This window comes from Leptonema illini DSM 21528 (assembly GCF_000243335.1).
GTDB lineage: Bacteria > Spirochaetota > Leptospiria > Leptospirales > Leptonemataceae > Leptonema > Leptonema illini.
The window spans coordinates 158,789-184,720 of the sequence record NZ_JH597773.1 but is presented as its reverse complement, the minus strand read 5'-3'; the positions used below and the strand labels follow the sequence as shown (position 1 = coordinate 184,720).

Genomic DNA, 25,932 nt, shown 5'->3' with positions numbered 1-25,932 from the left:
ATGCTGGCACGCTTTTCTCTGCTTTTTCCGCTGTGGCTTATACTTGCCGTGGCCGTCTCGCTGTATCATCCGCCTTCATTTGCCTGGTTTCGCGGAGAGATGATAACGATCGGCCTTGGCGGCATCATGCTCTTTATGGGCCTCTCGCTTCGCGTCGAAGACTTCCGGCGTGTTTTTCAGATGCCGGTGCCCGTTCTTGTCGGAATCCTCTTACAATACACGGTGATGCCTTTTTCGGGCTGGGCCATAGCGAAGCTTCTCGGTCTTCCAGATTCGCTTGCGGCCGGCCTTGTGCTTGTGTCGGCTTGCCCGGGCGGTACGGCGTCGAACGTAATCGCCTACCTGGCGAAGGCCGACGTCGCCCTGTCGGTAACGATGACGGCCATATCGACGTTGCTGGCCGTGTTTCTCACGCCGCTTCTCACTTCAGTGCTTCTTGAAGACGTCGTTGCCGTCGATGCGGCCGGACTGTTGATGTCTACGCTTCAGGTCGTTATCCTTCCCGTTCTGGCCGGATTGCTTCTGGGGCGCCGGCTCCCGAAACTTTCGGCGAGACTCGAGCCGTTCGGTCCGCCCGTTGCCGTCATTCTGATCGTTCTGATCGTCGCATCGATCGTCGGGCAGGGAAGGGCGGAACTTCTCGTTTCGGGCCCGATCGTTATCCTGTCTGCCATACTTCTTCATGTATCGGGTTTCGGCTTCGGATACCTGCTATCGCGTCTTGTTCTTCTCTTGTACAGAGAACAGCGTGAGATTGCCGAGACGCGTTCGCGCACGATCTCTATCGAGGTCGGTATGCAGAATTCAGGACTTGGCGTCGTGCTTGCGCGAAACCATTTTGCCGATCCGGCTGTTGCGCTGCCGCCTGCCGTATCCAGCGTCGTACATTCGCTGATCGGCAGTCTTCTCGCCGCGATCTGGTTAACGATCGACCGGCGGCGTAAAGAACGAAGAAGCTAACTGCTCGTCGTCACGCAAAGGGACCGCATCGTCCGGTATGCACGAGAGCAGTTCTTCGATCGCCTCGTCGATCGTCGCGGTCGTCCAGTCCCTGCGAATGAAAATCTCTTCGGCAAGACGGCGTCGAAACAAACGTGCTCCAGGACGCCCGTAGAAAAGATTCGCCGCATGCCGCAGAACGTGATGAACGGGAATACCTTCGTCCATCTGACGATGCAGATAGGGCAGAAGGGCTCGCACGACGGCCTTTTCTGATTCGGCCGTTTCGGGATTCTGTGTGCCGTAGATCCTATGATCGGCCTCAGCGAAGAGAAACGGAGTATCGCAGGCCGCCCGTCCGATCATGACGCCGTCCACGTGTTTCAGATGTAACTCAGCCTCATCGAGCGTACGGATACCGCCGTTGATCTCGATGAAAAGCTCGGGAAAGTCCTGCTTCAACCGGTAGACGGTATCATACTGTAAAGGCGGGATGCTTCGATTCTGCGCCGGGTTAAGCTTTCCGAGAATGGCGATGCGCGCATGCACGATGAAATGGCTCACGCCGCCGTCGACGCACGCCGAGACGAACTGTTTTAGTTCATCGTAGCTTTCGCGTCCGACTCCGCTGCGCTCGCGAATACCGATGCGATGCTTCACCGTTACAGGAATAGAGACGGCCTGATTCATGGCCTCAACGATACGCCGTACATGCAAGGGATCGGTCATCAAGGATGCACCGAAATTGCCGTGCTCTACCCTTTCGCTCGGGCATCCGCAATTCAGATTGATCGCGTCGTAGCCGTACTCTTCGCCGATGGCAGCAGATTCGGCCAGCGCCACCGAATCCGATCCGCCCAGCTGCAAAACGACCGGATGCTCACACGGATCATAACGCAGGAACTTATGTCGATTCCCGAAGCGAATGGCCGTATCGGGAACCATCTCAGTGTACAGGGTCGTATGCCGCGACAGCAGTCGAAGAAAGAATCGGTAATGCCGATCCGTGTAATCCATCATCGGGGCGACGCTGAGAAGGCCCATACATGCCGGTTTTTGAGATCGGGTATCTGTTTCAAATAAAAACATATCTGTGAGGCCGTCTTTCTGCTCTTAAACTTGACTCAAAGGGGATTCTTTCGCTTCTTTATTCGGGCATGTTCAGCCGGGTCTATCCATTATTCGTCGCTCTTATCGCAGGCTTTTTGATCCTGCTTCTCAAACTGGCGGCCTTTTATATCTCGAATTCGATGGCGTTGAAATCTGATGCTCTCGAAAGCTTGGTGAATCTTCTGGCGGGCAGCTTCGCATCGTTTGCCGTCCTTTATGCTCGTAAACCCGCCGACCGCGATCATCCGTATGGTCATGGAAAGATCGAGTATGTCTCTTCTTTTTTTGAGGGCGGCCTGATTACGCTCGCTGCAGTACTCATCAGCTACGAAGCGATCGAAAATCTGATTCGCGGCATCGAACTGAAAAGACTGGGTCTTGGCTTGCTGATTAACTTCGGCGCCGGCTCCATGAACGGCATTCTCGGCATGTGGCTGATTCACATGGGTAAGAAGAAGCGATCCGCCGCAATCGAGGCCGATGGTCATCATCTGCTTTCAGATTTTATCACGACTCTCGGCGTAGCCGGAGGTCTTCTTGCCGTTCATTTCACGGGAATCAGCTGGCTTGATCCCGCCATAGCGCTGGTTTTCGGCCTCTGGCTCGGTTATGCCGGCGGTCGCGTTCTTTTTCGTTCCGTTATGAGTCTGATGGATACCGAGAATCCCGAGCTGCTCAACCGTCTGGTTTCGGCTATGAATTCTGTAGGCGATTCTAATGTGCTTGCCGTGCATGCCTTGCGAACGATGCATTTAGGCGACTACACACACGTCGATATCCATATCGTGCTGCCCGAGGTCTATGATATCGGCAGGGCAAACGAGATCGTACACGCCTTCGAGCACAATGTGCTTTCCGAAGCGGGTATGCGCGGCGAGTTTCACTCGCATGTAGATCCATGCAAGAGACAGTACTGCTCACACTGTTCGGTCGAGCAGTGTCCGATCCGTCAGGAGCCTCGCACTGAAAAGAGGCCGGACTTTGTCGTGGAGACGGCCGTTTCCTGGCCCGACGGGCATCTGCGCCGCGTGCTTGAGGTCTGACGATTCCCTGTTCCGTTGCAGATTCTTGTTGACTGAGGCCCGGCCGATCTGATACACTTGCGCTATGACCTACAGGTTTTCTCCCTCCGATCTGAAAATAGCGCCCGATCATTCGAAGTTACATGAGTTGATCAGCCGGCAATCCAACGAAGATCGCGATTCTCTAATTCGCCATTTTGCGCATCATCTCGAATACAGCGTCGGCAAGTATACGCATAACACGACCGACACCGACATATATCTCGCCCTGGCCTTTACTCTGCGTGACTACCTGATCGATCGCTGGAACGAAACGCAGGAACATTATCGTAAAGAGAAGGCGAAAAAGATCTACTATCTGTCGATGGAATTCCTTATCGGGCAGATGTTGAAATCGAATCTGGTCAACCTGAACGCCTATGATCTTGCCAGCGAGGCGCTTGCAGAATTCGGCTATGATCTCGATCATATCTGTGCGCAGGAGCCTGACGCCGGTCTCGGCAACGGAGGTCTCGGCAGGCTGGCCGCCTGCTTTCTTGATAGCATGAGTTCGCTCGACCTTCCCTCGAGCGGATGTGGGCTTCTGTATAACTTCGGTATCTTTCGCCAGCGCATCGTAAACGGCAATCAGGTGGAGGCCCCCGATAACTGGCTTGATATCGCGAATCCCTGGGTGATCAGTCGCAGCGACCTCATCTATCCCGTAGGTTTCGGCGGCTACGTCGAAGAATACACCGATCATAAAGGCAACATACGCAAGCGATGGCTGCCCGGAGATCAGGTTCTTGCAAGAGCGCACGATATTCTGATGCCCGGCTACCGCACGCGAACGGTGAATAATCTGCGTCTCTGGAAGGCAGAGGCCACCGAAGATTTTGACTTCAAATACTTTAACCACGGCGACTATATCAGAGCCGTCGAAGATAAGGTGTTTTCAGAGAATATCACGCACGTCCTTTATCCGAATGAGAACGTCACGCAGGGCAGAGAACTTCGTCTCAAGCAGGAGTACTTTCTTGTTTCGGCGACGATTCGCGATGCCCTTCGCGAATTCTTTGAACAGGGGCCGAAGTCGCACGACGAGATGCCCGACCGTATCTTCTTTCAGTTGAATGATACGCATCCGGCTCTGGCTGTCGTCGAGCTTCTGCGTATTCTCGTCGACGAGCATAATCTTGAATTCCATCATGCCTGGGGGCTCGTGCAGCGATGTTTCGCTTACACGAACCATACGGTGATGCCCGAGGCCCTGGAGCGATGGTCCGTCGACCTGCTGGCCAGCCTGCTGCCCCGTCATCTTGATCTGATCTATCAGCTGAACTATTACTTTATTGAAGAGTTGCGCCAGAAGGGCGAGCCCGAGGACGTAATTGCGAAGCTGTCGCTGATTGAAGAAGGAGCAGATAAGCGCGCTCGTATGGCCAATCTTGCCATCATCGGTTCTACGAAGGTGAACGGCGTCTCGGCCATCCATACCGATATCATCAAGCGCACCATCTTTGCCGACTTTAACCGTCTGTATCCAGGGAAGCTGATCAACAAGACGAATGGAATCACCTTTCGCCGGTGGTTGATCGCGGCGAACCCCGAGCTCACGGCGTTGATCAATGATTCCATCGGATTGCGCTGGCTGCTCGATCAGAGCCGTTTGCGAGATCTTGAAAAGGTTGCCGAAGACGCCGCATTTCAGGAAGATTTTCAGAAGATACGCCAGTATAACAAATCGAAGCTTGTGAAGATCATTCACCATACGACCGGCGTCGTCGTCGATCCGGAAAGTATGTTCGACGTTCAGATCAAGCGCATCCACGAATACAAGCGTCAGCTTTTGAACGTGCTTCGTATTATCGGCGACTATCAATTCTTGAAAGATAATCGTGAGGCCGAATATACGCCGCGCACGTTTATTTTCGCGGGCAAGGCCGCTCCCGGGTATCATCGCGCCAAGCTCATCATCAAGCTCATTCATAGCGTCGGCGAAAAGATCAACAACGATCGCGATGTGCGCGATCGTATGAAGGTCGTCTTTCTACCAAACTACTCCGTTTCGCTGGCGGAGCGCATTTTCCCGGCCTCTGATCTGTCGGAGCAGATCTCGACGGCAGGAACGGAGGCGTCGGGAACCGGGAACATGAAGTTCATGTTGAATGGATCGCTGACGGTGGGCACGCTTGACGGCGCCAATATCGAGATGCGCGAAGAGGCCGGCGACGAAAACTTTTATATCTTCGGTAATACGGTGGAAAAGCTCGACGTCATCCGGCCGAACTATGATCCGGTGGCCATTTACGAGAAGGATCCGCTGATTCATGCCGTTCTCTCTTCGATTCATCAGAATTATTTCAACCCGCTCTCTCCAGGGTTGTTTCAGGAACTGTTTCACGTTCTTACCTATGGAGGGGATCACTACTTCCATCTGGCCGACTTTCAGGACTACCGTCGTATCCAGGGATTGATCTCGCGCGACTTTCGCGACCGGAAGGCGTGGCTGCGCAAGGCTATATTCAATATCGCCCGCTCGGGTAAGTTCTCTTCTGATCGAACGATTGATGAATACGCGAAAGAGATCTGGGGCATCAAGCCGGTTAAGCCCGCTCCTGGCGGATCGATTCTTTTCGGGCCTCCTCTGCGAGAGTGAGGGGATTATTGAGAGTCTTCAGGGGGGCGATCTGTCGGTTGCAAGGACGCGAGGGACAGGCGGCGGGTAGCATTCGGCCGCCCCGTCTATGCTCGCTGCATTCTTAACGGGCAATCGTCAGCGCCTCTCAATCGAAGACGACGCTGCAACCATCAACAAGCAGATACGGAGCCGACCATCCACCGGAGGCGACCATGCGTTCGGTGGAGGCGGCGATGACGTCGCGAAGAAGACCGAACAGGTCGCCCGATACCATCACCTCCTGCACGCCGAAGCATATCTCGCCGTTCTCTACCCAGCGCGAATTCTTCGCCACGCCCGAGAAACGTCCTGAGATCGGATCTTCGTTACCGCTGAAGCGCTTCAGCAGCAGCCCTTCTTTCATCGTTCGAAGCAATTCCGGAAGAGGCTGCGGTCTGATGATGCCGTCAGGCGAGATGTCAAGCGTCAGATTTGAAAAGCCGTGGTCGGGTAACGATCTTCCGTCGCCGGTCGCATTGCCAGTAATGGCGCGTCCCGAACGTTTCGCCGTATGACAGTTCTCGGCGAGAAAGATAAGGCGACCGTCTTTCACTATTTCATGGCGCGCCGTAAGGTTCCCCTCTCGGTCAAAGAAGCGCGTGCCGGCCGGACGACTCAGGTCATGCGGATCTTCGTAGAGCAGAAGCGACGGATGAGCGACCGGCTCGGTGAGACGTCCGTCACCGGCGTAGCGATCGACCCAGGGGCTGATGCCGTCCAGATGCGCCCTTGATTTCGCGTTAAACGACACCGTTCCGACAAGAAGGTCAAGCACGGCATAAGGGTGCAGGAGAACCGGGCCTTTGTAGGTTCGGCCTTTGCGCGGATTCAACGAGCCGATGACCGAATCGCGAAAATCGGCCACTCGCCTGGTGATGTCTTCGAATAAGTCTATTACAGTGGCGGCCGATCCGCCGTCGTAATCGAAGCTTGTTACCTGCGCGCCGTCGCGGGCCATACCCATGATGAACCATGACGCCAGTTGTTCTTTTTGCGTGAGATGGATACCATGGCTGTTCACGACCGTACGCACGCTGTCGCTGAACGAGAATTCGACGCGATCGATGGCGACGCGTGCGTCTCGTTTTGCCTCGGCGAGGATTCTCTGCATCGCTTCAAAGGGAAGATCGTCGCCGGCGAATTCGTCGGAATCTTCGCCCGAACGCCCGTGCAGAGCATCAAGGTTATACACAGTCGTACGATGGGCCTCTGTCGGAACGGCAAGGGCGTCAAAAGGGGAGGGAGGCGCGGTGGCGGCAAGGGATTCGGCCTCATGAAGGGTATGTAAGAGACGGCCTGTCTCGGCGGAATTCGTCGTCGCGAATCCCGTATGCTCGTTATGCAGAAGACGCAGCCCGAACCTGTCGCCGGACGTCTCAGAGACGACGGAAAGGTCGTCGTTCTCGAAAACAAGACGGCGTTCAGATTCAGAGCTTGCACAGACTTCAAGTTGCGAACCGGCGGGGCGATTGGTCGAGAGCAAACGGTCGGCTGCGTTCTTGAGGCGTTCGATGGATTGATCGGCGTAGGTGGCGCTCATGCTTCGCCTCCGACAAGGATTTCACATCGCAGGAACGGCCCGCCGGCGTCGACCTTCGCGGGCTGTCCTTTACCGCAATGGCCTGATCCGAGATCCCACTTGAAATCGGAGCTGACGGCGTCCACAGAACGCAAGACGTCAAAGGCGTTGCCCGAAAGCGTTACCTTCTGAACGACCTCCGCAAGTTTTCCGTTTTTGATGCGCCGCACCCGTGAAGCTCCAAACATAAATTCACCGGTAGCATCGGCCTGGCCTCCTTCGGGGCCGTCGACGTAAAAGCCGTCCTCGATGCCGGCAATCATATCGTTCAGATCATCGGTTCCTGGCTCGACGTAGGTGTTGCGCATTCGGATGAGCGGTTCGTCGCTGAATTCCCATGCGCGGGCGTTACCCGTCGGCTTCACTCCGAACTGTTTTGCCGTTTCGCGACTGTGCAGGTAACCGACGAGCTTGCCCTTTTCAATCAATACGGTTCTATCGGCATACACGCCTTCGTCGTCGACGGGAAGCTCTCCGCCGGCATAAGGAGCATGCTCGGAGCGCCCGCTATCACATAGAGTCACCTTTTCAGAGGCGACCTGCTGCCCGAGAAGATCGCGAGCCACCGACCCCGAAATAACAAAATCCGCCTCGACCGTATGCCCGATGGCCTCATGAGCAAGCAACCCGACCATGGCGGGGGCCAGGATAACCTTTTTTCGTCCGCCTTCGGGGGCCGCGGCTGCAAGTAGATCGACGGCACTGGCGGCCGCCGTTTCAATATAACGGTCAAGGGATCGGTTCTGGAACATGCACTGCCAGCCGCCGGTTGCGCCGACGGAATCATAGCCGCGGCTCATCTTCGAGCCGTCTTTTGCAAAGGCCAGGAAACGCAGCTCAGGCCTTACAAGGCGCAGCCAGACGTCGGCTCCGTCTGACGTGACGATGAACTTCTCTTCGAAGACTTCGGTGTACTGGCACTGTGCCGTGTCGATAGACTTTGATGAGCTACGAAGCCGGCGCTCTGCATCTTCGACGGTTTCACGGTGTTCACTTAAGGGAATGGACAGCAGTTCGCTGTATCCCGGCAATTCGAACTCGCCTGTTGCGAGGCGATCCGTTTCGGCGAGGGCGCTGCGATGTCGTCGCAGTTCAGAAAGCCGACGTGCTCCCTCAAAGGCGCTGCGTAACGAACGTTCGAGTGCGGCCTCGCCCATATCAGAGGTCGCAGCAAAGCCCCAGGCTCCGTTAAAAAGTACCCTGATACCGACGCCCTCCGTATGCTTTGAGGCCAGTTCAATCGGCGTTCCCTTGCGGATTCCCAGAGATCGACTGCGTCGATTGTGATAACGGATTTCAATGTAGTGCGGCGATCCGGCTACCAGCCGGCGAAGACGTGAATCGATCATATTGCTCTAAAGAAAAAAGAACGGGAAATCGGGAAAGGCAAAAACCCCGGTTTGACAGTACCCCTGATACAAAAAGTTATGGTCCGGACACGAAAACGTAACGGCGCCTGCGTAAGGTGGAGCGTTGTGACGGTTGTCGTTTGGACTGAGACGGGTATGAAGCAGGGCGATATGATCTGGGAGGACATCCTCCGCGAGCTTGATTTCGCCTTTCAGCCCATCCTCGACGTGGCATCCGGCCGTATTTACGGCTATGAAGCGCTGCTGCGGAACTATGATCGCGCCGGCTTTGAAAGCGTCTTCGCCTTGCTCGATTATGCCGTCGAGAATCGAGCTCTTTACACGCTTGACCTCTTCTTGCGTCGTCTTGCCCTGCAGCGCTTTTTGCAGCTTCCCGATGCCCGCAAAAGGCGGCTCTTTTATAACCTTGATAACCGACTGCTTGAGATGCCCGATTACAGGCAGGGCAATACTCATCGCGTACTTGAAGAGTTTGATCTTCCGGCATCGACGATGGTGTTTGAGATCTCAGAGAGACATCAGTTCCATTCGATCGAGCGAATGAAAAGCATGATCGATACCTATCGTCAGCAGGGATACCGCATCGCTCTTGACGACTACGGCGTCGGCTTCTCGGGCCTGCAGCTGATCTATAGCGTCGAACCCGATATCGTCAAGCTGGATCGCTTCTTTATCCAGGGAGTCGACAGCGATCCTAAGAAGCGGCTTTTTTTACAGCACGTTATCCAGCTCTCGCATCTGATGGGCGGAATGGTCGTCGCCGAAGGCGTCGAAACAGAAGACGAATACAGAGCATGCGTGCGCATCGGCTGCGATCTGATTCAGGGCTATTTTGTGGGCAGGCCTCTTTTCATCGAAGACTCGATTCGAACTCATAGCGATTCGACGGCTCGTGATCTGTTGCATGCCGATCGCGAAAGCGCCATTCCGCACCTCAAGCCGGGTTTGCAGATGCAGCGTATCGAGCCGGTGCGGCCAGGCATGGGATTCGCGCAGATCGTCGAGCTTTTCAAGAGAAACCCTGAGTTTACGCTATTCCCCGTTCTGAACGAATTTGAAGAGCCTCTGGGCCTGCTGCATGAATCCAGCCTGAAAAGTATAACCTATTCTCCGTACGGAAAGGATCTTCTTCATAATCGAGATATGGAAGATTTCCTTTCACATCATATTCGCAAGTGCTATGTGGCCGACCTGCATGCCGACGCCGATGAGATACTCAAGATATTCTCGCTACAGGATTCGATGAGATCGCGAGACGGCATCTTGATCACCGACCGGGGGCGCTACAGCGGATTCCTCTCGTCGACGGCCATGCTGCGCTACGTTTACCAGGAACGCATCGAGTCGGCGCGCGAAGAGAATCCGTTAACCGGCCTTCCCGGCAACCGCGCCATTCTTCGATTCCTTGAAGACGCCGCACACAGGCTTGATCCGACCATTATCGTTTATCTTGATCTGGATAACTTCAAGCCTTTTAACGATCGCTACGGCTTTCAGAAAGGCGACCTTGCCCTTCTGAGCATCGGCGAGTCGTTGAAGCATCTTGCAGGCGGCAGCCGTAATATCTTTGTCGGCCATGTGGGCGGCGACGACTTCTTTCTCGGCTTTCGTCGTCATACCGTGCGCTCCGTGTTCCGGGAGATCCGAAGGCTGCAGCAATCTTTCGAAAGGGCTCGCAACAGCTTTCTTGAACCGGCAGACGTGGAGCGAGACTATATGGAAGCGCAGAATCGCTACGGTCAGATGCAGCGGTTCCCGCTTCCGGTGATCTCGGCGGCCCTTCTTTTCTTCGCTCAGGGGCGTATTCCGTTAACCGACATTTCGCGGCTTGTTGCCGAAACGAAGAGCGAGGCAAAGAGCGCACGAAGCGGCATCTTCATTCGCACCTTTTCCGGCAGCGCAGAGATCCAGCACGTCGGCGATGCCAGCATGGCCGACGTTTAGGCGTCAGGGGCGACGGCAATCCACACAGACGTCGGGCGAGATCCATCCGAAGCGCTGCGCCCATCCGAACATGTAACAGGCCACACAGAACCCGAAAAGCGCCTCAAGACCGCTGAAAAGGGCGAGCGTTCCCAGTGCGATCGATGTCAGGAGCGCCTGGCCCGAGAAGACTCCGGCGACGGCCAGCAGGCTGAAAAGAAGGCCACACAGCCAGGCAAAGCGTGCCGGACGAATGGAGGCAAGCTCTTCACTGACGCCGAATCTCTTTGCCGTAAACCGGAAGATGCTGCGCCCTGCGTGCACAAGGACAGAGGCATTTGGGCCGAGCAGGCTACGAAGGGCAAAGTCCACGAGCAGAAAGATAGACAGAAGGGCAGGGCTTACACCGACTGCGCCCAGGCTAGCGATCGCACTGACCTGAAGGGCCGTCCAGCGGGCTACCCGGCGGTTCACAAGAGACGGAAATGAAGCTCTGAAGAATGAAACCTGTTCCATAGAGAACAGAGAAGGGCAGCTTTCCTTTCTTGACAATCAAAAAACAGACAAATCAGATCAAAAAAGTAGGGATTGGCACCGATTGGTGCAGTCCGCTTCCTCTGTATCTGCTCGCTTCCCTTCCGTCAGTACGGAGAGGAATATTTCTCGATATCATCATCTGAACTGTCGCTGAAGGAATCCCTGTATTCGTCGCCTGGCAGCGGTCCCGAGGCAATGGCCAGCTCGTCGTCGGGAATGACCGAAAAACTTACTTCATCGATGGGAAGAGATTGATGAGCGATCTTCAGGCGGTAGTCGCCGACGGGCAGCGGATTGTAATACTGGCGCAACAGTCGGATATCGCCCGACGTTTCAACCGGCACCTCTCGAAGATCGATCTCGACCGGCTCGGGGCTGCCCGAAACGGAGTAGAGCGCCACAAGCAGGGAGCGCGTTCCGAATCCGACCTGATCGATGCGGTACATCCACCAGATCGTATTCTGGTCGCTGAAATAAAGATGCTCCCGCCCGAAGCGAAACTGTGTCGGCTGTAGAAGCGACCGCTCCAGCGGCGGCAGGTCCTGGTCGTAGAACGTATTCCAGGCAAACTCTCCTTTGATCTCCTGCGAACAGGAGACGAGCAGAGCCAGCAATCCTGGAATGAGAATCAGCAGCTTTTTCATAAGCGATATAATAGAGCTTCCCTTAAAGGGCGCGTCTTCTGTGCGCATCAAGCAGGGCCTCGGCCTGTTTGCGTTTGATGGCAAAGAAGCTGCTCAGGGCATAGACCTGGAGATCTCTTCGCGCATACTCTCGCGTGATATTGGTAATGACGGCATCAAGGCTGTGTTGCAGTCGCAGTCCCTGTTTGAGCAGTTCTTTAGAACGATCTGCCTCGACGCCAAATCCTTTTTGATAGGAACGCTGTATAAAGGCGGCGTTATTGCTATTCGAGCCGGCATAGGTGAGCAGGCCGTTATGGATTTTCAATCTTACGTCGCCGGCATCCTTTCCGAAAAGCCTCTGAAAGGAGCGATCCAGGCGAGCGGCATAGCGACGCGAGGCAGCGGCGCTTTCATCGAGGCGATACAGGGCCTTCTTTTTGATGGCGACGGGCTTCTCCTCTTTAACGATCTGCTTCTGGCGGTTGTTGTCTTTTACGATATCGGTTAACCGTCTCGGATCTCTGTAGGCATCTTTCAGAGAACGCTGATCCCTATCTACACGTTTGACGATTTTTTCTTCTGTAGATTCCTCTGTTTCTTCGCTCTCTTCAACTTCCGTTTTGCCTCGGTTCAGCTCCGCGGCCAGGGCCTCCGGGTCGATCTGTCGCATCGCCGCCATGGTCTGGATGGCAGCCTGGCGAGTCGTTTCGTCGTCACTCTGATGATACAGGGCGGCTACGATGTCATAACTTTCTTCGTTGAATCCCATGCCGCCTAACGCCTCAAGAGCGGCGACATGCGTATCTGGATTGTGTTCGATCAGGCTGTGCAGAAGGGCGCGCGCCTCATCCTGATCAGGGGCGGCGGCGAGCTGTCGTATGGCATCAAGCCGGGCCGGATGATCGCCTTTCTGCGCCGTAGCCATGATGTACTGTCCGGATTCAGGCGTTGACATGCGGGCAATGGACTGCATTGTGATACCGGTATCGTTGCCGGCATCGGCATGCTTGATCAGCAGGGGCAGGGCCTGTTGCAATGAGGTCTCACCGAAGAGGCGAATGGACTCGGGCTTCAGAGTGGTGCGCCCAGCCTCAATCATCGAAAGCAGCGTTTCGGCGCTCGGTCGATCGGCACGACGCAAAAGGGCCGCCTCAAGCTCGGGTCCGAAGAGTTCGGGATTCGCGGTGACGCTCTTGCGGACGAACTGCGCGTCGGTTTCTCCCGGACGTTCGATGAGCTCTTTCAGGATGGCGGGCCGCTGCGTTTCGTATCCTGGATCTCTGTAGAGCTCTCGCAGCATGACCGAGGACTGGTCGGATTTGCCTTCACCGATCACCTCGACATAGCGCTCTTTGTCTTTTTCGGGCACATTCTGGCGCCGTTCAAAAAGCTCCTGGAGTGCCTGCTCCTGTCCCGATTCGGCCAGGCTCTGCGCCGTATCGAGCTCGGATCGGCTGACCGTACTGGCACAGCGGGTCATCGTCAGAAGAAGGACGACTGCCATGAGCAGGTATTTGAAAGGATACTTAGAAATGGAGAAAATGCGCCTCATACCTCTTTGAGTATCGGACGGAGCGGGGCGGCACACTTTATTTTTTGGAGAGCCCGGCGGCCGGCAATGCCCGGCGAATCGGGGCGTGGAAAAGGAGTGGACGGAGAGCCGGGAAGCGAAGAGGTTAGGAGGCGAGGTGAACGAGGATGGGCAAGATGACGCTGGAAGAGGTCCAGGCAGCGGCCAGGGAGCTCAGTGAAGAGGAACAGGAGCTTCTTTATCTGGCTCTTGCGATGAAGATGGAAGAAGTGAACCCTGCAATCCTGAGGTCGCATCATTCCATACTGGAGAAGCGGTGGATTGATTTTACATCGGGCAATGTTAAGGCCGTGCCTCTGGAGCAGGCCCTGCAGGCGATTGACGATATTCAGGATGCGTAAGGTTACTGTAGATCCGGCGGCAATACAGGACATTGCCGAGGCTTCCAGATTTTACAATCGAGAGAGACAGGGACTGGGTAAGATATTCCGTGAATTCGTACAAACTGCCCTCAGGCAGGTAGCGAAGCAACCTGACCTTTACGCATATATAGCGAAGCCCTATCGAGGGTATTTCATGGACAGGTATCCTTTTACTGTGTATTACCGCGAAACGGAAGATGGTATCCACATTCTGGCAGTATTACATCAGCGCCGTCATCCGGATTATTGGAAAGAGCGATTGAAAGATAATGCAGAATAACTCTGTTTCTTACGATACACCGCTCACTCGAGGAAGCGGCGTCGGCCATAATTACCATGAATATATGCAAGATCTGGAAGGTTCCCTTAAAGAAATAAAGGAGCGAGGCAAACGAGGGTGGGCAAGATGACGCTGGAAGAGGTCCAGGCAGCGGCCAGGCAGCTGAGTGAAGAGGAACAGGAACTTCTTTACCTGGCTCTTGCGGTGAAGATGGAAGAAGTGAATCCTGCAATACTGAGGTCGCATCATTCTATACTGGAGTGAATGTATTCGATGACCGAGCCGTTTAAAGTGAAAACGATCGAAGAGCGCGAGAGGACGAAGGCGATATCGGCGGTGAGCGTGCTCATCTTGCTTATCTCAATGTTCGCCTTCATCTATGTGCGTGATTGCGTGAGAACTCATCGCAAGCCGAGCGAGCTTCTGAACCAGACGTTGCTTCAGAATCCAGAGCGCTGGAACGAAGCAAAAGGCCAGACCGACGACTGGTATGTGAGAGATGTCTCGATTCGGGATCGTGTGTTTCAAGGGCTGGATTTTGAGAATACAGAATTCCACTTTACCGTCTTTGAAAACGTTGTTATGAAGGACTGTAACCTGTACGGAGTCAGCTTCTATAGATCGCAATTCAAAAACGTAAGGATCGAAGGCGGGAATCTTTCAGAAATGTCGGTAAGTCATGCGAATTGGGAGGACGTCGTTATTACAGAGGCAGGTATGGGGGGATTCCGTACTGAGGATTCAGAATGGAACAGAGTCAATTTGAAACGAGTGAATCTGACAACTAGCCCCCATGTTCCTGTTTTCTACGATGTAGTAATGCGAGATGTTCTTATAGAAGAGTCCGATCTTGGTACTACCATTTTTACATATATCGATGCAAAAGGTGTTACGATCAAAGGAACAAATCTGAGCCGTACAGGTCGGCGAGATAGCCCGTCGAAGAAACATGAGCACAGATTTATTATACTGAATTCAGAATGTGGGCCGGCTTTTAGAGAGTATTGTGAAAAGAAGCACGCCAATGAGTAACTTTGAGATGAAGGCACAGAGTCAGCTGAGCCGAAAAGACAAGCTTAAGAGGCTTAACTTCGTAAAGAGCAACCCGAGACGGGCGAGAACCGTCACCGCTCCGCATGCGCGCTTCAGCATGGGGTGCGGGCAAGCCCGGTGGTCGGCAATTGCCCTGCGAATCTGTGCGTAAAAAGGAGTGGACGATGGGTTACGTTCGCGGACACAGAGTGGACAGTTATGGCTCGCGATGATAAACTGCTTACAAAGGTTCTGCTGGGGCGTTCTGACAGCAATATCGAGTTCTCGGATCTCTGTCGGCTACTCAAGAATCTTGGTTTTGAGGAGAGGATTCGCAGCAGCCACCATATTTACTCGAAAGATGGAATACCTGAGATCCTGAATATTCAACCAATTGGCTCTAAGGCGAAGGCTTATCAGGTAAAGCAGGTTCGGGATCTGATACTCCGCCATCATCTGGGAGGAATAAGCGATGAATGAAATCAAATACGAGATGATTATTTACTGGAGCAAACAGGACAGTTCTTATATAGTGGAGGTTCCTGAACTGCCGGGTTGTATGGCTGATGGAGAGAGCTATCAGGCAGCTGTGAAAAATGCCGAACTTGTTATCCGTGAATGGATTGAGACCGCTCAGGAGTTAGGTCGCCCGATTCCTGAACCTCGCGGTCGTCTTACCTACGCTTGATTCCGCCCCGCCGCATCCCGTCCGGCGCTGCGCGCCCGCCTCAATCGTCCCCGCCCTGTCTCCAAGCCCCGGAAATTTCCTTGTTCGCGGGGAGGGCCTGAAAAACATGCAGCGATGGCACGAATTCTCGTTCTTGCAATACTCACTCTGCTTTTTACCGCCTGTCACGATCCGGTGGAACAGAAATGCCTGAAGATCTGCGATAAGGTGGTCCAATGCGCTGCATCCGATCAGGGCGCTGAATTGCAGACGCGCGTCCGCATCTCCTGCATGGATGGCTGTACGATTCATCAGGCCGATATTCTCGAATGCTATAACGAGAATATGGAATGTGAGACGCTCGGCAAATGCATGTTCAACGCCATCATGAGCCAGTATTGATCTGAATCGCCGGAGCATAATGTCGGTCAGACCGTCTGCTCTGCTTCGACCTGTAACTCTTTATTACGGAATACGCTGAACCCATGAACTCATTACAGAAAAAGATCCTTATCTCCTTGATTCTGCTCTCTCTTCTGCCTGCCGTCTCGCTTATCAACGCCGATATGATGGATATCGACTCGGCACAATACGCCGAGATCGCCCGCGAGATGACCGATAGCGACAGCTACCTGTTTATTCGCGATAACGGCCGCAAGTATCTCGACAAGCCGATCATGACCTTCTGGCTGGTCTCGGCTTCATTTAAGCTGTTCGGGCAGAATAACATCGCCTTCCGTCTTCCGTCGCTGATCTTCGCGTTGCTGTCGCTGTACAGTATCTATCGCATCACCGTGCTTCGTTCACAGAGCGAGCGCCGCGGACTTCTTGCCTCGCTGCTTTATGCGTCCAGCCCCGGGCTTCTGTCGATGCTTGTCAGCCCGCTGATCGATATCTATCTGACCTCGTTTTTGATCTTTATTCATCATGCCTACTACCTGGCGCGAAAGAAGAACGCGAACTACTTCTATCTCATGTATTTCTTCATGGGATGCGGCTTCATTACAAAAGGGCCCATTGCCGTCGTGATCCCCGGCATCTCGATCGGCGTCGATCTCTTGATCCGTCGCGACTGGAAGGGCATCTTGAGTATGAAGATTCCTCAGGGCATCTTTGTTACGGCGGCCTTGCCGCTATTCTGGTCGTATGTTCTGTTTCAGGAATTCAGCTGGTACGGGCCGAACTTCTTTATCATCATTCAATCGTTCGGACGGTTTTACAGCTTCATCTACAATCAGAAGTTTGATCCGCTGTTTTTTGTGAAGAACTTCGCCTGGGCCTTCGGTCTTTTCTTTGTTCCTCTTGCCGTTCATGTATTTCTGCGATTGCGTCAGGCGCTTACTGGTTCCGGTGATGCTTCCACTTCTTCTGATGCCATCTGGAAACGCATTCCTCTCTCTCTGTGGAACTATGTGCGCAGCGATGAATTTCGCAAAGCGGATTTTGTCATTCCGCTGTGGCTTTTTCTCACGCTCTCACTTATAAGCTTTTCGCGCTTTCAGCTTCCACAGTATATCTACTGGATCCTTCCCGGCGGAGCGATCTATATGGCCGGCGTGCTTGACCGACTGCTGTTTGGCGGATTAGCCGAAGGCGAGAAGCCCGAGCGAATGCCTGCGTTCTTTTTCTATCTTGTGCCGGCTCTGCTTTTGCTTTTCTATATTGCCATTCCCGTCGTCGCCTTCGACTTAAAGGGCATGCAGTGGTTCGTCTATCTTCTCTGTCTTTTTCCGCTTGTGCTGTGGCCTGTGCTGCGCCGGCATTTTTCAGATCGTCTTATTGTGCCCGTGCTGAGCGGACTTGTCGTGCATCTGACCGTTGGCTGCCTGATCTACGGCCTTCTTATCTTCTATCAGCCCTCAAGCCGCATTGCAGAGACGGTGCGACGACTCGAACCCGGCGAGGAGGTTCTGTATAAATTCATGATCTCGAACTCGCAGAGATCGTATGCCTTCTACTCAAAAAGGCTGACCCGCGACATCTTTCGCAAGGACCAGTTCGAGGCCGATCTGCGGGCCGACGGATCGCGTCTTGTGATTCTATCGGGGGAGGGACTTCTGAACTTTCCCGGTTTTACTGGCGGGCGGTACGATCTTGAGATCCTCGAAGAGCATGACGCCTACAAGGTATCGATGCCCAGCCAGGCCTTCTTCAACAAGAAGAAACGACCGGGCGTATTAAAAAAGGTTTATCTCATCCGCGTTACTCTGCGCAATCCGTAACGCTGCCTGACACAATCGGGCAGAAGGATTCAGGGTTCCTGACAGAAATCTGCCCCTTTTCAGAAAATTGATTGATATGTCAGTCAATTTTGCTTCTCTGCAAAAATCTCAGAATCCCGACGCATCGGGTCCCGACGGTCAGGATAACTTAGAAACAGGCAGGAAGCGTCACATGCAGAAGTACGATTTTATCATTGTAGGCAGCGGATTTGGAGGAAGCGTCTCGGCGCTGCGCCTGGCACAGAAGGGCTACCGCGTCGCCGTTCTGGAGTCGGGAAAGCGCTGGTCATCGGCGGATTTTGCGAAAACAAACTGGAATCTGCGCAGGTATCTGTGGCTGCCCTATCTGGGCATGCATGGCATTCAGCGCCTGAATCTTCTTCGTGATTTTTTTCTTGTGAGCGGTGCCGGCGTCGGCGGTGGCAGCCTTGTTTACGGGGCGACGCTTTACCGGCCCGGGACGTCGGTGCTCTCGGGCCCAGGCTTTGCCGAACTCGGCGGAGAAAAGGCGCTTCAGCCGTTCTATGATATTGCCCATTATATGCTGGGCATCAGTCAGAATCCGAATGTCTCGGCGTCGGATCGCATCTTGAAAGAGATCGCCGACGAGATGGGAGTGGGATCAACCTATCGCCCGACTCCGATGGGCATCTTCTTCGGCGACGGCAAAGGCCGGGGACAGGGCGTCGCCGATCCGTTCTTCGACGGAGAAGGACCCGAGCGTACGGGATGCGTCTATTGCGGCGGCTGCCTGGTCGGATGTCGGTATAACTCCAAGAATACGCTCGATCGTAACTATCTCTATCTGGCCGAGAAGCTCGGTGTGACGGTTATTCCCGAGACCAAGGCCATCGAGCTTCTGCCTCTTGATAAAGAAGGAAGGCCCGTGCGCAAAGCGACTGCCGATGTCGACGGCCGGTTCGGATGGCTGATCCGCACGAAGCGCACTACCAGACTTTTTTCAGGTGTGAAGGAGCTGCGTGCCGATTCGGTCATCCTCTCAGCCGGTGTAATGGGCACGCTGGGCCTGCTGCTCAAGATGAAAGATAAAGGCGTGCTTGCGAATCTATCGCATCATCTGGGCGACAGGGTACGCACGAATAGCGAAACGGTGCTCGCCGTTACGTCTCGCGAACCCCATGCGGATTATTCGAAAGGCGTGGCGATCAGTTCGAGCTTTCATCCCGAAGAGGGAACGCATATTGAGCCGGTGCGTTATCCGGCCGGGTCGGATTTCTTCGGTATGATCTCGGCGGCGATGGTGGACGGGCATCGCTTCAGGGCGCTGCGTTATCTGCTCATGGCCGTTACAAGGCCGGTTTATTTTCTGCGCTGTATGAACCCTGTGGGATTCGCGCGTCGCTCGCTCATCCTGCTTGTCATGCAGACCTTTGAGAACGGCCTGCGTCTGGTGCGTCGCCGCCGCCTCATCTGGCCGTTTACGAAATCGATGACGTCGACGCTCAGCTCCGGAGAGCCGTCGCCCGTCTATATTCCCATCGCCAATCAGGTCGCTCACCGGGTAGCCGAGAAGATCGGCGGATTCCCGCGAAGCTCGGTGAACGACAGCCTGCTTGGTGCTCCGATCACCGGACATATCATGGGAGGCTGTACGATGGGCAGAAGCGCAGACGAGGGCGTCATCGACCTTGAGAACCGGGTGTTCGGCTATGAGAATCTGCGCGTGATCGATGCTTCGATGATTCCGGCCAATCTGGGCGTGAACCCGTCGCTCACGATTGCAGCGCTGAGCGAGCGAGCGATGAGCCTGATCCCGCCAAAAGAAGGACGACAGACCACCTTTTCATTTGAGAAGAGGCTGAAGTTCGATCGATCGCTTCTGGGCGGCATAATTCATTTGACAGACCGCGTTACGAAGAAAGTCTGACGGATTGAACCGGATGAAGAAGCTCTCAGTCAGCTTCGCTGTCCTCATGCTCCTTCTGGGAACATTGGGCGGCGCCATTGCAGGGTCGCTCATCAGCAGGGTGTTCGGGCTTGATTTCCTGGTCCTTGAACTCCTCCCGGGCCATGGCATCCGGATCAGAGATTTCTATATTTTGAAGAATCTGGAGCTCCAGTTGACTCCGGCTGCCCTCATCGGGCTTGTCGTCACAGGCTGGCTGCTCTATAGAAAGGAAAAAGGATAAGAGAATGTCCACGATTTCAATGAAAACGCTTCTTGAGGCCGGCGTACACTTCGGGCACCAGACCCGCAAGTGGGATCCGCGCATGGCACCCTACATCTTCACCGCTCGTAACGGTATCCATATCATCGATCTTCAGAAGACGGTGCAGATGGCGAAAAAGGCCTATGAGGCTCTGCGCGAGCATACGCATCGCGGCGAGAAGGTGCTCTTCGTAGGTACGAAGAAGCAGGCCCGCAGCGCCGTTGAGCGCGAAGCGAAACGCTGCAAGATGTTCTACATCAACACCCGCTGGCCGGGCGGACTTCTGACGAACTGGAACACCGTACGCAAATCCATCGCCCGCCTGAAAAAGCTCGAAGCTATGGAAGAGACGGGAACGTTCGATCAAGAGGCTCGCACCAAGAAAGAAATCCTCATGCTTCAGCGTGAGCTCGATAAGCTTCGCAAAGATCTCGCAGGTATCAAAGACATGAATAACCTGCCCGAGAACATCTTCATCATCGACCCCGATCGCGAGCGTATCGCCGTTCAAGAGGCGCAGAAGCTCGGCATCCGTATCTTCGCCGTCGTCGATTCGAACTGCAACCCCGAGCCGATTGATTTTCCGATCCCGGGTAACGACGATGCCATCCGCGCGATTTCACTCTTTCTGCAGACGATGGCCGACGCCATCATCGAAGGAACGGAAGGCGTGGCCGGTGCGGCCGACTTCGTCGAAGACGACGCCGAGTTCGATCCCGATAGCATCACCGAAGATAGCATTCGTTATAAAGGCGAATACGACGAAACGGGAGAGTTCATTCCCGATGAGCCGATCGTTCAGGCAGAGGAGACTCCTGCCGAGGCTGCCCAGTACGCTGCCGATGCAGCGCCCGAGCAGGCCTGAAAAGGAGCCCGGCCTGAAAGGGCCGGGATTTTTTTGACCTGTCCGTTCGGCCACGGGCAGATGTGAATCAGAGGCCGCAGAAAACGACAACAGGAACGAGCAATGTATAAAGCATCATCAGACGATATCAAGAAGATCCGCGACATGACCGGCGCCGGCATGATGGATTGTAAAAAAGCCCTTGAAGAATTCGAAGGCGACATGGCAAAAGCCGTCGACGAACTTCGTAAGAAAGGGCTGGCAAAAGCGGCGAAACGTATGGACCGCGAAACATCGGTCGGTCGCGTTTGCTCGTATATTCACGGCGAAGGCAGCATCGGCGCCATGATTCAACTGAACTGCGAAACCGACTTCGTCGCTCGTAACGAAGATTTCGCCGAGCTTGGAAAGGCCCTTGCGATTCAAATCGCCGCCATGAATCCTCTTGCCATCGCTCCCGAAGATCTCGACAAAACGGTTGAAGAGCGCGAGATTGAGGTGATTAAAGAGCAGCTTGTTTCTGAAGGCAAGAAGGCCGATCAGATCGAGAAGATCCTGCCCGGCAAGCTGACGAAGTTCTATAGCGAAGTCTGTCTGTTGAATCAGCCTTTCTACAAGGATGATAAAAAGACCGTTCAGGAAGTGATCAAAGACCATATTGCGAAGTTCGGCGAGAACATCACGATCGGTCGCTTCACACGTTATCAGGTAGGTTAACATGTCGTCCCGCTTCCCGTATACAAGGATCCTGCTGAAACTCTCCGGCGAGTCCTTCGCAAAACGGGGGGAGGGGGGCATCGATCCCGATCTGGTGCTAAAGGTAGCCGAGCAGATTCGCATCTGCGCAAGACAGGGCATCAATGTCGCCGTCGTGATCGGCGGCGGCAACATCCTGAGAGGCGGAACGGCAGCCGAGGCCGGAATGGATCGCGCCACGGCCGACTATATGGGCATGCTGGGCACCGTCATCAACGCCCTCGCCCTGCAAGACGCATGTGAAAAGATCGGTCTTATTACGAGAGTGCAATCGGCCATCGAGATGAAGGCCGTCGCCGAAGGCTACATTCGACGCAAGGCCATGCGCCATCTTGAAAAGAACCGTATCGTCATCTTCGCCGGCGGCACGGGTAACCCCTATTTCACGACCGACACGACGGCCGCTCTTCGCGCTACTGAAGTCAGCTGTCAGGTGATCCTGAAGGCGACGAAGGTCGACGGCGTCTACGACTCCGATCCGTTTAAGAATCCCGATGCAAAGCGCTTCAAGAAGATCTCGTTTTTTGAATCGCTGCAGAAGCAACTGAAGGTGATGGATGCGACGGCGCTGGCGCTCTGCATGGAGAATAACATCCCCATCATCGTATTTGACATCTTTAAAGAAGGCAACCTGGAGCGCCTGATCAACGGCGCCGACATTGGAACGCTGATTTCGTCGAATCCTGGAGTAGAATATGAGTGAGCCCGTACAACCGGAAAGTATTATCAACGAAGCGAAGTCGCGCATGGATCGCACGCTTGAGAACCTGAAGCGCGAGTTCAATACGATCCGCTCTAACCGAGCCAACCCTGCCATGCTCGACGGACTGCATGCCGAATACTACGGCGCCGACACTCCGCTCAATCAGCTGGCGACTATCAGCGTGCCCGAGGCGCGTATTCTGCTGATCTCTCCGTTTGATAAATCGGCATCAAGCGCCATCGAGAAGGCCATCCTCAAGAGCGATCTGGGGCTCACGCCTTCAAACGACGGTAGCGTTATCCGACTGATTCTGCCCGAGATGACGATGGATCGTCGTCAGGAGCTTGTGAAGCAGGTAAAGCAGCGACTTGAAGAAGCGAAGGTAGCCATCCGTAACGTTCGGCGCGACGCTAACGACGAGTTAAAAAAGCTCACCCATATATCGAAAGACGATCAGAAGCATTTTCAGGATGAGATTCAGAAGATCACCGACGCCCATACGCATAAGGCCGAAGAGATCGCAAAAGAAAAAGAGGACTCGATCCTCAAGGTCTGATGGCAGTATTACCGGAAGGCAATGCGCAGCTGGCCCATATTGCCATTATCCTCGATGGGAATGGCAGATGGGCGAAGGCCCGCGGACTGTCACGCACCGAAGGCCATCGAGAGGGCGGGAAGGCCCTGCACCGGCTTCTTGACGCCTTTCTTGCAAAAGAGATCCGATGCGTTTCGCTCTATGCCTTCAGCACCGAAAACTGGAAGCGTCCGCAAACCGAGGTTTCGTTTCTCTGGAAGCTTATGGCAGAGTTCTTTGACCGGCACATCGAAGAGTGCCGCGAAAAGGGCATCCGCATCGTCTCTTCGGGAGATCTGACCGCTCTTCCTGACGTGAATCGCAAGATCCTCGAACGCTGTGCGGAACGAACGGCGTTGTGCACCACTCTTACGGCGAATTTCTGTCTGAACTACGGCTCACAGCAAGAGATTGCCCGTGCCGCCCATCGTATCGTGCTGGATCGCCTTGCTCTTATGCAGTCGGGTCATGCACAGGAAGCTGCTGCTGCCGTTACGACTGACGAGATCGAGAGCCGTCTTTACACGGCTGGATTGCCTCCGGTGGATCTTTTGATCCGACCGGGCGGAGAATCGCGCATCTCGAACTTTTTGCTCTGGCAGCTTGCCTATGCCGAACTGTATTTCACCGACGTTTTCTGGCCGGATTTCTCGAATGAAAATCTGGAAGAGGCACTGACCTGGTTCCGGAGCCGTCAGCGACGGTTCGGCGGCCTGCTTTCCGAATGAACGGCATTCAGACGAAAAGTGCTTTGCGGAAAGATCGAAGATGGAAACGATGCTGCCATGAGTGAAACAGCGAAGCGCATCGTATCAGGGCTCAGCATAGCCGTCGTCGTCATTCTCGCACTGTATTTTTATCAATTTGCGGCGGGCCTGCATGCCTTCTTTTTGATCGCCGCCTTCGCCCTGCTCGGAGTCGAAGAGTTCTACAGATTGACCGATAAAGGCCTGGATGGCCGGCCGATTCGCGGCATCGGTTTTGCGTTCGCCTTTCTGTTTCTTGTGGTGCTCTACCTCGATTATCTGACAGGCATTGATGCCTCGTCGCTGCCTGATTTCGTTCTCTCTATTCTTTCGATATTCGAACAGGTGCACAATCCGATTGTGCCCGTGCTTCTGCTCTTTCTGATCGTCGCTTCGAGCTACAGTATGGTCTATCGTCCGCTGGATGGAACGGCCCATACGATCACTTCGACGATCGTCGGTCCGATCTATGCCGCCCTGCCGCTTGGCATGGTCTTTTCCATTCTATCGCTCGATGCCGGAATCTTTGTCTTCGTGTATATCGCTATGGCGACGATCATGACCGATGTGGGGGCCTACTTCGCCGGTCGCTGGTTCGGTAAGCACAACGCCGGCCTGAAGGTCAGCCCGAAAAAGACCTATGAGGGATATATCGGCGGCATCATCTTCGCCAACATCTGCGTTCAGGCCTACGTCTACTTCTGGCTTGATTTCTTTCCCGACACGAACCCGGCGTATGTTCCGGGCTGGGTTGAATCCGTGCTGCTTACCGTCGTTCTTTCGTTTATTTCGGTATTCGGAGATCTCGTCGAAAGCGCCCTGAAGCGTGATGCTCGCATCAAGGATTCCTCGTCGACAATTCCAGGACACGGCGGTGTACTCGATCTCGTCGATGCCATGCTCTTCACGTTTCCCTTCGGCTTTTATTACTTCTACATACGAGCGATGATCGTCTGAGTATGGATCTGATTCAGGCAGCCGTAGCATCGCGAACTCGTTCTCTCGCCCTGCTCGGAGCGTCGGGCTCGGTCGGGTCGACGACGCTGCGTTATCTGCGCCAGCTTGATCGGGTGAGCGGACCCGTAGCCGACCGCGAAAAAGCACGCATCGAACTGAATGCCGTCAGCGTGCATCGATCGGTGAAGCTGCTTCGCGAGCTGATTGTAGAATTTTCTGATATCAAACATGCGGCGTTAAGCGACGCCGACGTCTACCGATCTGAGGTCGACGGACTGAAGGCCGATTTTCCCAGCGTGCGATTCTATGGTGGAGCGGAGGGCGTCGTCGAGCTTGTTCGCGAAACACAGGCCGATACGGTGCTGACGGCCGTCGTCGGCGCCGCCGGAATCGACGCCACCGTGGCCGCCGTGCAGGGCGGCAAAAAGATCGCCCTTGCCAACAAAGAAACGCTCGTTACGGCCGGTCCGGCCATCCAGTACGAGGCGGAGCGAGCGGCGAAGAAAGGGTTAGCCGTTTCGTTTCTGCCCGTCGACTCCGAGCATAATGCAGCCTTTCAGTTACTGGAAGGCCTGCATCGCAGCCGCCTCTCTCGATTGATCCTGACTGCAAGCGGCGGCCCGTTTCGTGATAGGACGGCGGACGAGATTCGTACGGTAAGTCGTGATGAGGTGCTGAATCATCCGACCTGGAAGATGGGGCCTAAAATCTCGGTAGATTCGGCGGGTATGATCAACAAAGGCCTTGAGATTATCGAAGCGCACTTTCTGTTCGATCTTGCTTACGATCAGTTGGACGTGCGCATTCATCGCAACAGCTATGTTCATGCTATGGTCAAAACAAGCGACGGTGGTATGATCCTCGCCGCCTCGCCCCCCGATATGATCTTTCCTGTCGCCCATGCCCTGCATTATCCGGAGGCCGTACCGATGCAGCATGTGGCCGACGACGAGTGCGCTCGTTGGCCGGCGCTTCAATTCGAGGCCGTTGATCCGGCGAAGTATCCCGGTTTTTCTCTGTGCATGCAGGCCGGCCGTCGTGGCGGTACGGCTCCGGCCATCCTGAATGCGGCAAACGAGGTGGCCGTGGCCATCTTTCTTGACGGCGGCATACCGTTCTATCGCATCCCCGAGCTTGTCGATGACGCCTTACAGAATCTGCCCGTCGAAGACGGTCGGGAGCTCGGTCTTTTTCAAGAAGCCGATCGACGGACGCGCGAGTATCTTATGCTGAAGCATGCAGAGCGATCCGCTCGATGAGAC

General features: G+C 54.6%; 27 protein-coding genes. 21 read left to right on the top strand and 6 right to left on the bottom strand.

Annotation, left to right across the window (positions count from 1 at the left end; translation table 11 throughout):
- Complete coding sequence (locus LEPIL_RS00805) at positions 1 to 960, top strand: bile acid:sodium symporter family protein (RefSeq protein ID WP_002768994.1); 960 nt, start codon at positions 1 to 3, stop codon at positions 958 to 960.
- Here the strand turns inward: LEPIL_RS00805 and dusA are convergent.
- Complete coding sequence (gene dusA / locus LEPIL_RS00800; protein WP_002768992.1) at positions 922 to 1,983, bottom strand: tRNA dihydrouridine(20/20a) synthase DusA; 1,062 nt, start codon at positions 1,981 to 1,983, stop codon at positions 922 to 924. The two genes, LEPIL_RS00805 and dusA, sit on opposite strands and share 39 nt — an antisense overlap.
- Positions 1,984 to 2,096: 113 nt before the next feature.
- On the opposite strand from dusA, the gene LEPIL_RS00795 reads away from it, so the two are divergent.
- Both LEPIL_RS00795 and LEPIL_RS00790 read left to right on the top strand, forming a co-directional pair.
- Positions 2,097 to 3,092, top strand: a complete 996-nt coding sequence (locus LEPIL_RS00795; RefSeq protein WP_002768990.1) for a cation diffusion facilitator family transporter — start codon at positions 2,097 to 2,099, stop codon at positions 3,090 to 3,092.
- A gap of 64 nt (positions 3,093 to 3,156) precedes the next feature.
- A complete protein-coding gene (locus LEPIL_RS00790) occupies positions 3,157 to 5,709 on the top strand; it encodes a glycogen/starch/alpha-glucan phosphorylase (RefSeq protein WP_002768989.1) in 2,553 nt (850 codons plus the stop codon).
- A 127-nt stretch (positions 5,710 to 5,836) separates the two neighbouring features.
- Here the strand turns inward: LEPIL_RS00790 and LEPIL_RS00785 are convergent, their stop codons facing one another.
- Both LEPIL_RS00785 and LEPIL_RS00780 read right to left on the bottom strand, forming a co-directional pair.
- The gene (locus LEPIL_RS00785) at positions 5,837 to 7,270 is read right to left on the bottom strand and encodes a TldD/PmbA family protein (protein ID WP_002768988.1); all 1,434 of its coding nucleotides are present in this window, start codon (positions 7,268 to 7,270) and stop codon (positions 5,837 to 5,839) included.
- A complete protein-coding gene (locus LEPIL_RS00780; RefSeq protein ID WP_002768987.1) occupies positions 7,267 to 8,658 on the bottom strand; it encodes a TldD/PmbA family protein in 1,392 nt (463 codons plus the stop codon). Before LEPIL_RS00780 ends, LEPIL_RS00785 begins: the two co-directional genes overlap by 4 nt.
- Positions 8,659 to 8,784: 126 nt before the next feature.
- On the opposite strand from LEPIL_RS00780, the gene LEPIL_RS00775 reads away from it, so the two are divergent.
- Positions 8,785 to 10,623 (top strand): GGDEF domain-containing protein, encoded by a 1,839-nt coding sequence (locus tag LEPIL_RS00775; protein WP_169314785.1) that lies wholly within the window; start codon positions 8,785 to 8,787, stop codon positions 10,621 to 10,623.
- A 3-nt stretch (positions 10,624 to 10,626) separates the two neighbouring features.
- Here LEPIL_RS00775 and LEPIL_RS00770 read toward each other — a convergent pair whose 3' ends face one another.
- The 3 genes from LEPIL_RS00770 to LEPIL_RS00760 form a co-directional block, all read right to left on the bottom strand.
- Complete coding sequence (locus LEPIL_RS00770; RefSeq protein WP_002768981.1) at positions 10,627 to 11,118, bottom strand: DUF4395 domain-containing protein; 492 nt, start codon at positions 11,116 to 11,118, stop codon at positions 10,627 to 10,629.
- 125 nt (positions 11,119 to 11,243) lie between these two features.
- Positions 11,244 to 11,831, bottom strand: a complete 588-nt coding sequence (locus LEPIL_RS00765; RefSeq protein WP_002768980.1) for a hypothetical protein — start codon at positions 11,829 to 11,831, stop codon at positions 11,244 to 11,246.
- Complete coding sequence (locus LEPIL_RS00760) at positions 11,806 to 13,317, bottom strand: HEAT repeat domain-containing protein (RefSeq protein ID WP_002768978.1); 1,512 nt, start codon at positions 13,315 to 13,317, stop codon at positions 11,806 to 11,808. The genes LEPIL_RS00765 and LEPIL_RS00760 overlap by 26 nt, the downstream gene beginning before the upstream one ends.
- A 146-nt stretch (positions 13,318 to 13,463) precedes the next feature.
- Between LEPIL_RS00760 and LEPIL_RS23740 the strand changes: the two genes are divergently transcribed.
- The 17 genes from LEPIL_RS23740 (at position 13,464) to dxr (ending at position 25,929) form a co-directional block, all read left to right on the top strand.
- The gene (locus tag LEPIL_RS23740) at positions 13,464 to 13,697 is read left to right on the top strand and encodes an addiction module protein (protein ID WP_002768976.1); all 234 of its coding nucleotides are present in this window, start codon (positions 13,464 to 13,466) and stop codon (positions 13,695 to 13,697) included.
- On the top strand, positions 13,636 to 13,998 hold the full coding sequence (locus LEPIL_RS24145; protein ID WP_078123271.1) for a type II toxin-antitoxin system RelE/ParE family toxin: 363 nt from the start codon (positions 13,636 to 13,638) through the stop codon (positions 13,996 to 13,998). The genes LEPIL_RS23740 and LEPIL_RS24145 overlap by 62 nt, the downstream gene beginning before the upstream one ends.
- Before the next feature lie 117 nt (positions 13,999 to 14,115).
- Entirely contained in the window at positions 14,116 to 14,262 is a 147-nt protein-coding gene (locus LEPIL_RS23735) for a hypothetical protein (RefSeq protein ID WP_179117360.1), read from the top strand.
- The gene (locus LEPIL_RS00745) at positions 14,263 to 15,030 is read left to right on the top strand and encodes a pentapeptide repeat-containing protein (protein ID WP_040918033.1); all 768 of its coding nucleotides are present in this window, start codon (positions 14,263 to 14,265) and stop codon (positions 15,028 to 15,030) included.
- Positions 15,031 to 15,249: 219 nt separating this feature from the next.
- Positions 15,250 to 15,510 carry a type II toxin-antitoxin system HicA family toxin gene (locus LEPIL_RS00735; RefSeq protein ID WP_002768970.1) on the top strand — a complete coding sequence of 87 codons (261 nt, stop codon included), beginning with the start codon at positions 15,250 to 15,252 and terminating at the stop codon, positions 15,508 to 15,510.
- Positions 15,503 to 15,718, top strand: a complete 216-nt coding sequence (locus LEPIL_RS00730; protein ID WP_002768967.1) for a type II toxin-antitoxin system HicB family antitoxin — start codon at positions 15,503 to 15,505, stop codon at positions 15,716 to 15,718. The genes LEPIL_RS00735 and LEPIL_RS00730 overlap by 8 nt, the downstream gene beginning before the upstream one ends.
- Before the next feature lie 114 nt (positions 15,719 to 15,832).
- The gene (locus tag LEPIL_RS00725; RefSeq protein WP_002768966.1) at positions 15,833 to 16,099 is read left to right on the top strand and encodes a Cys-rich protein; all 267 of its coding nucleotides are present in this window, start codon (positions 15,833 to 15,835) and stop codon (positions 16,097 to 16,099) included.
- 83 nt (positions 16,100 to 16,182) lie between these two features.
- Complete coding sequence (locus tag LEPIL_RS00720) at positions 16,183 to 17,919, top strand: ArnT family glycosyltransferase (RefSeq protein ID WP_002768964.1); 1,737 nt, start codon at positions 16,183 to 16,185, stop codon at positions 17,917 to 17,919.
- A 172-nt stretch (positions 17,920 to 18,091) separates the two neighbouring features.
- The gene (locus LEPIL_RS00715) at positions 18,092 to 19,807 is read left to right on the top strand and encodes a GMC family oxidoreductase (RefSeq protein ID WP_002768962.1); all 1,716 of its coding nucleotides are present in this window, start codon (positions 18,092 to 18,094) and stop codon (positions 19,805 to 19,807) included.
- Between the two features lie 4 nt (positions 19,808 to 19,811).
- Entirely contained in the window at positions 19,812 to 20,069 is a 258-nt protein-coding gene (locus tag LEPIL_RS00710; protein ID WP_143464635.1) for a hypothetical protein, read from the top strand.
- A 4-nt stretch (positions 20,070 to 20,073) separates the two neighbouring features.
- Entirely contained in the window at positions 20,074 to 20,955 is an 882-nt protein-coding gene (rpsB, locus tag LEPIL_RS00705) for a 30S ribosomal protein S2 (protein WP_002768958.1), read from the top strand.
- 102 nt (positions 20,956 to 21,057) lie between these two features.
- Positions 21,058 to 21,651, top strand: coding sequence for a translation elongation factor Ts (tsf, locus tag LEPIL_RS00700; RefSeq protein WP_002768956.1), 594 nt, complete (start codon positions 21,058 to 21,060; stop codon positions 21,649 to 21,651).
- Between the two features lies 1 nt (position 21,652).
- Complete coding sequence (gene pyrH / locus LEPIL_RS00695; RefSeq protein ID WP_002768954.1) at positions 21,653 to 22,393, top strand: UMP kinase; 741 nt, start codon at positions 21,653 to 21,655, stop codon at positions 22,391 to 22,393.
- A complete protein-coding gene (gene frr / locus LEPIL_RS00690) occupies positions 22,386 to 22,949 on the top strand; it encodes a ribosome recycling factor (RefSeq protein WP_002768952.1) in 564 nt (187 codons plus the stop codon). The genes pyrH and frr overlap by 8 nt, the downstream gene beginning before the upstream one ends.
- The gene (gene uppS / locus LEPIL_RS00685; protein WP_002768950.1) at positions 22,949 to 23,695 is read left to right on the top strand and encodes a polyprenyl diphosphate synthase; all 747 of its coding nucleotides are present in this window, start codon (positions 22,949 to 22,951) and stop codon (positions 23,693 to 23,695) included. The genes frr and uppS overlap by 1 nt, the downstream gene beginning before the upstream one ends.
- Positions 23,696 to 23,752: 57 nt before the next feature.
- On the top strand, positions 23,753 to 24,670 hold the full coding sequence (locus LEPIL_RS00680) for a phosphatidate cytidylyltransferase (RefSeq protein ID WP_002768948.1): 918 nt from the start codon (positions 23,753 to 23,755) through the stop codon (positions 24,668 to 24,670).
- A 2-nt stretch (positions 24,671 to 24,672) separates the two neighbouring features.
- A complete protein-coding gene (gene dxr, locus LEPIL_RS00675; RefSeq protein WP_002768946.1) occupies positions 24,673 to 25,929 on the top strand; it encodes a 1-deoxy-D-xylulose-5-phosphate reductoisomerase in 1,257 nt (418 codons plus the stop codon).
- Positions 25,930 to 25,932 lie beyond the last annotated feature (3 nt).

Excerpts from the sequence above, each read along its gene's own strand:
- LEPIL_RS00805 (WP_002768994.1), top strand. The coding sequence starts at position 1 with ATGCTGGCACGCTTTTCTCTGCTTTTTCCGCTGTGGCTTATACTTGCC.
- dusA (WP_002768992.1), bottom strand. The coding sequence starts at position 1,983 with ATGGGCCTTCTCAGCGTCGCCCCGATGATGGATTACACGGATCGGCAT.
- LEPIL_RS00795 (WP_002768990.1), top strand. The coding sequence starts at position 2,097 with ATGTTCAGCCGGGTCTATCCATTATTCGTCGCTCTTATCGCAGGCTTT.
- LEPIL_RS00790 (WP_002768989.1), top strand. The coding sequence starts at position 3,157 with ATGACCTACAGGTTTTCTCCCTCCGATCTGAAAATAGCGCCCGATCAT.
- LEPIL_RS00785 (WP_002768988.1), bottom strand. The coding sequence starts at position 7,270 with ATGAGCGCCACCTACGCCGATCAATCCATCGAACGCCTCAAGAACGCA.
- LEPIL_RS00780 (WP_002768987.1), bottom strand. The coding sequence starts at position 8,658 with ATGATCGATTCACGTCTTCGCCGGCTGGTAGCCGGATCGCCGCACTAC.
- LEPIL_RS00770 (WP_002768981.1), bottom strand. The coding sequence starts at position 11,118 with ATGGAACAGGTTTCATTCTTCAGAGCTTCATTTCCGTCTCTTGTGAAC.
- LEPIL_RS00765 (WP_002768980.1), bottom strand. The coding sequence starts at position 11,831 with ATGCGCACAGAAGACGCGCCCTTTAAGGGAAGCTCTATTATATCGCTT.
- LEPIL_RS00760 (WP_002768978.1), bottom strand. The coding sequence starts at position 13,317 with ATGAGGCGCATTTTCTCCATTTCTAAGTATCCTTTCAAATACCTGCTC.
- LEPIL_RS23740 (WP_002768976.1), top strand. The coding sequence starts at position 13,464 with ATGGGCAAGATGACGCTGGAAGAGGTCCAGGCAGCGGCCAGGGAGCTC.
- LEPIL_RS24145 (WP_078123271.1), top strand. The coding sequence starts at position 13,636 with ATGTTAAGGCCGTGCCTCTGGAGCAGGCCCTGCAGGCGATTGACGATA.
- LEPIL_RS00745 (WP_040918033.1), top strand. The coding sequence starts at position 14,263 with ATGTATTCGATGACCGAGCCGTTTAAAGTGAAAACGATCGAAGAGCGC.
- LEPIL_RS00735 (WP_002768970.1), top strand. The coding sequence starts at position 15,250 with ATGGCTCGCGATGATAAACTGCTTACAAAGGTTCTGCTGGGGCGTTCT.
- LEPIL_RS00730 (WP_002768967.1), top strand. The coding sequence starts at position 15,503 with ATGAATGAAATCAAATACGAGATGATTATTTACTGGAGCAAACAGGAC.
- LEPIL_RS00725 (WP_002768966.1), top strand. The coding sequence starts at position 15,833 with ATGGCACGAATTCTCGTTCTTGCAATACTCACTCTGCTTTTTACCGCC.
- LEPIL_RS00720 (WP_002768964.1), top strand. The coding sequence starts at position 16,183 with ATGAACTCATTACAGAAAAAGATCCTTATCTCCTTGATTCTGCTCTCT.
- LEPIL_RS00715 (WP_002768962.1), top strand. The coding sequence starts at position 18,092 with ATGCAGAAGTACGATTTTATCATTGTAGGCAGCGGATTTGGAGGAAGC.
- rpsB (WP_002768958.1), top strand. The coding sequence starts at position 20,074 with ATGTCCACGATTTCAATGAAAACGCTTCTTGAGGCCGGCGTACACTTC.
- tsf (WP_002768956.1), top strand. The coding sequence starts at position 21,058 with ATGTATAAAGCATCATCAGACGATATCAAGAAGATCCGCGACATGACC.
- pyrH (WP_002768954.1), top strand. The coding sequence starts at position 21,653 with ATGTCGTCCCGCTTCCCGTATACAAGGATCCTGCTGAAACTCTCCGGC.
- frr (WP_002768952.1), top strand. The coding sequence starts at position 22,386 with ATGAGTGAGCCCGTACAACCGGAAAGTATTATCAACGAAGCGAAGTCG.
- uppS (WP_002768950.1), top strand. The coding sequence starts at position 22,949 with ATGGCAGTATTACCGGAAGGCAATGCGCAGCTGGCCCATATTGCCATT.
- LEPIL_RS00680 (WP_002768948.1), top strand. The coding sequence starts at position 23,753 with ATGAGTGAAACAGCGAAGCGCATCGTATCAGGGCTCAGCATAGCCGTC.
- dxr (WP_002768946.1), top strand. The coding sequence starts at position 24,673 with ATGGATCTGATTCAGGCAGCCGTAGCATCGCGAACTCGTTCTCTCGCC.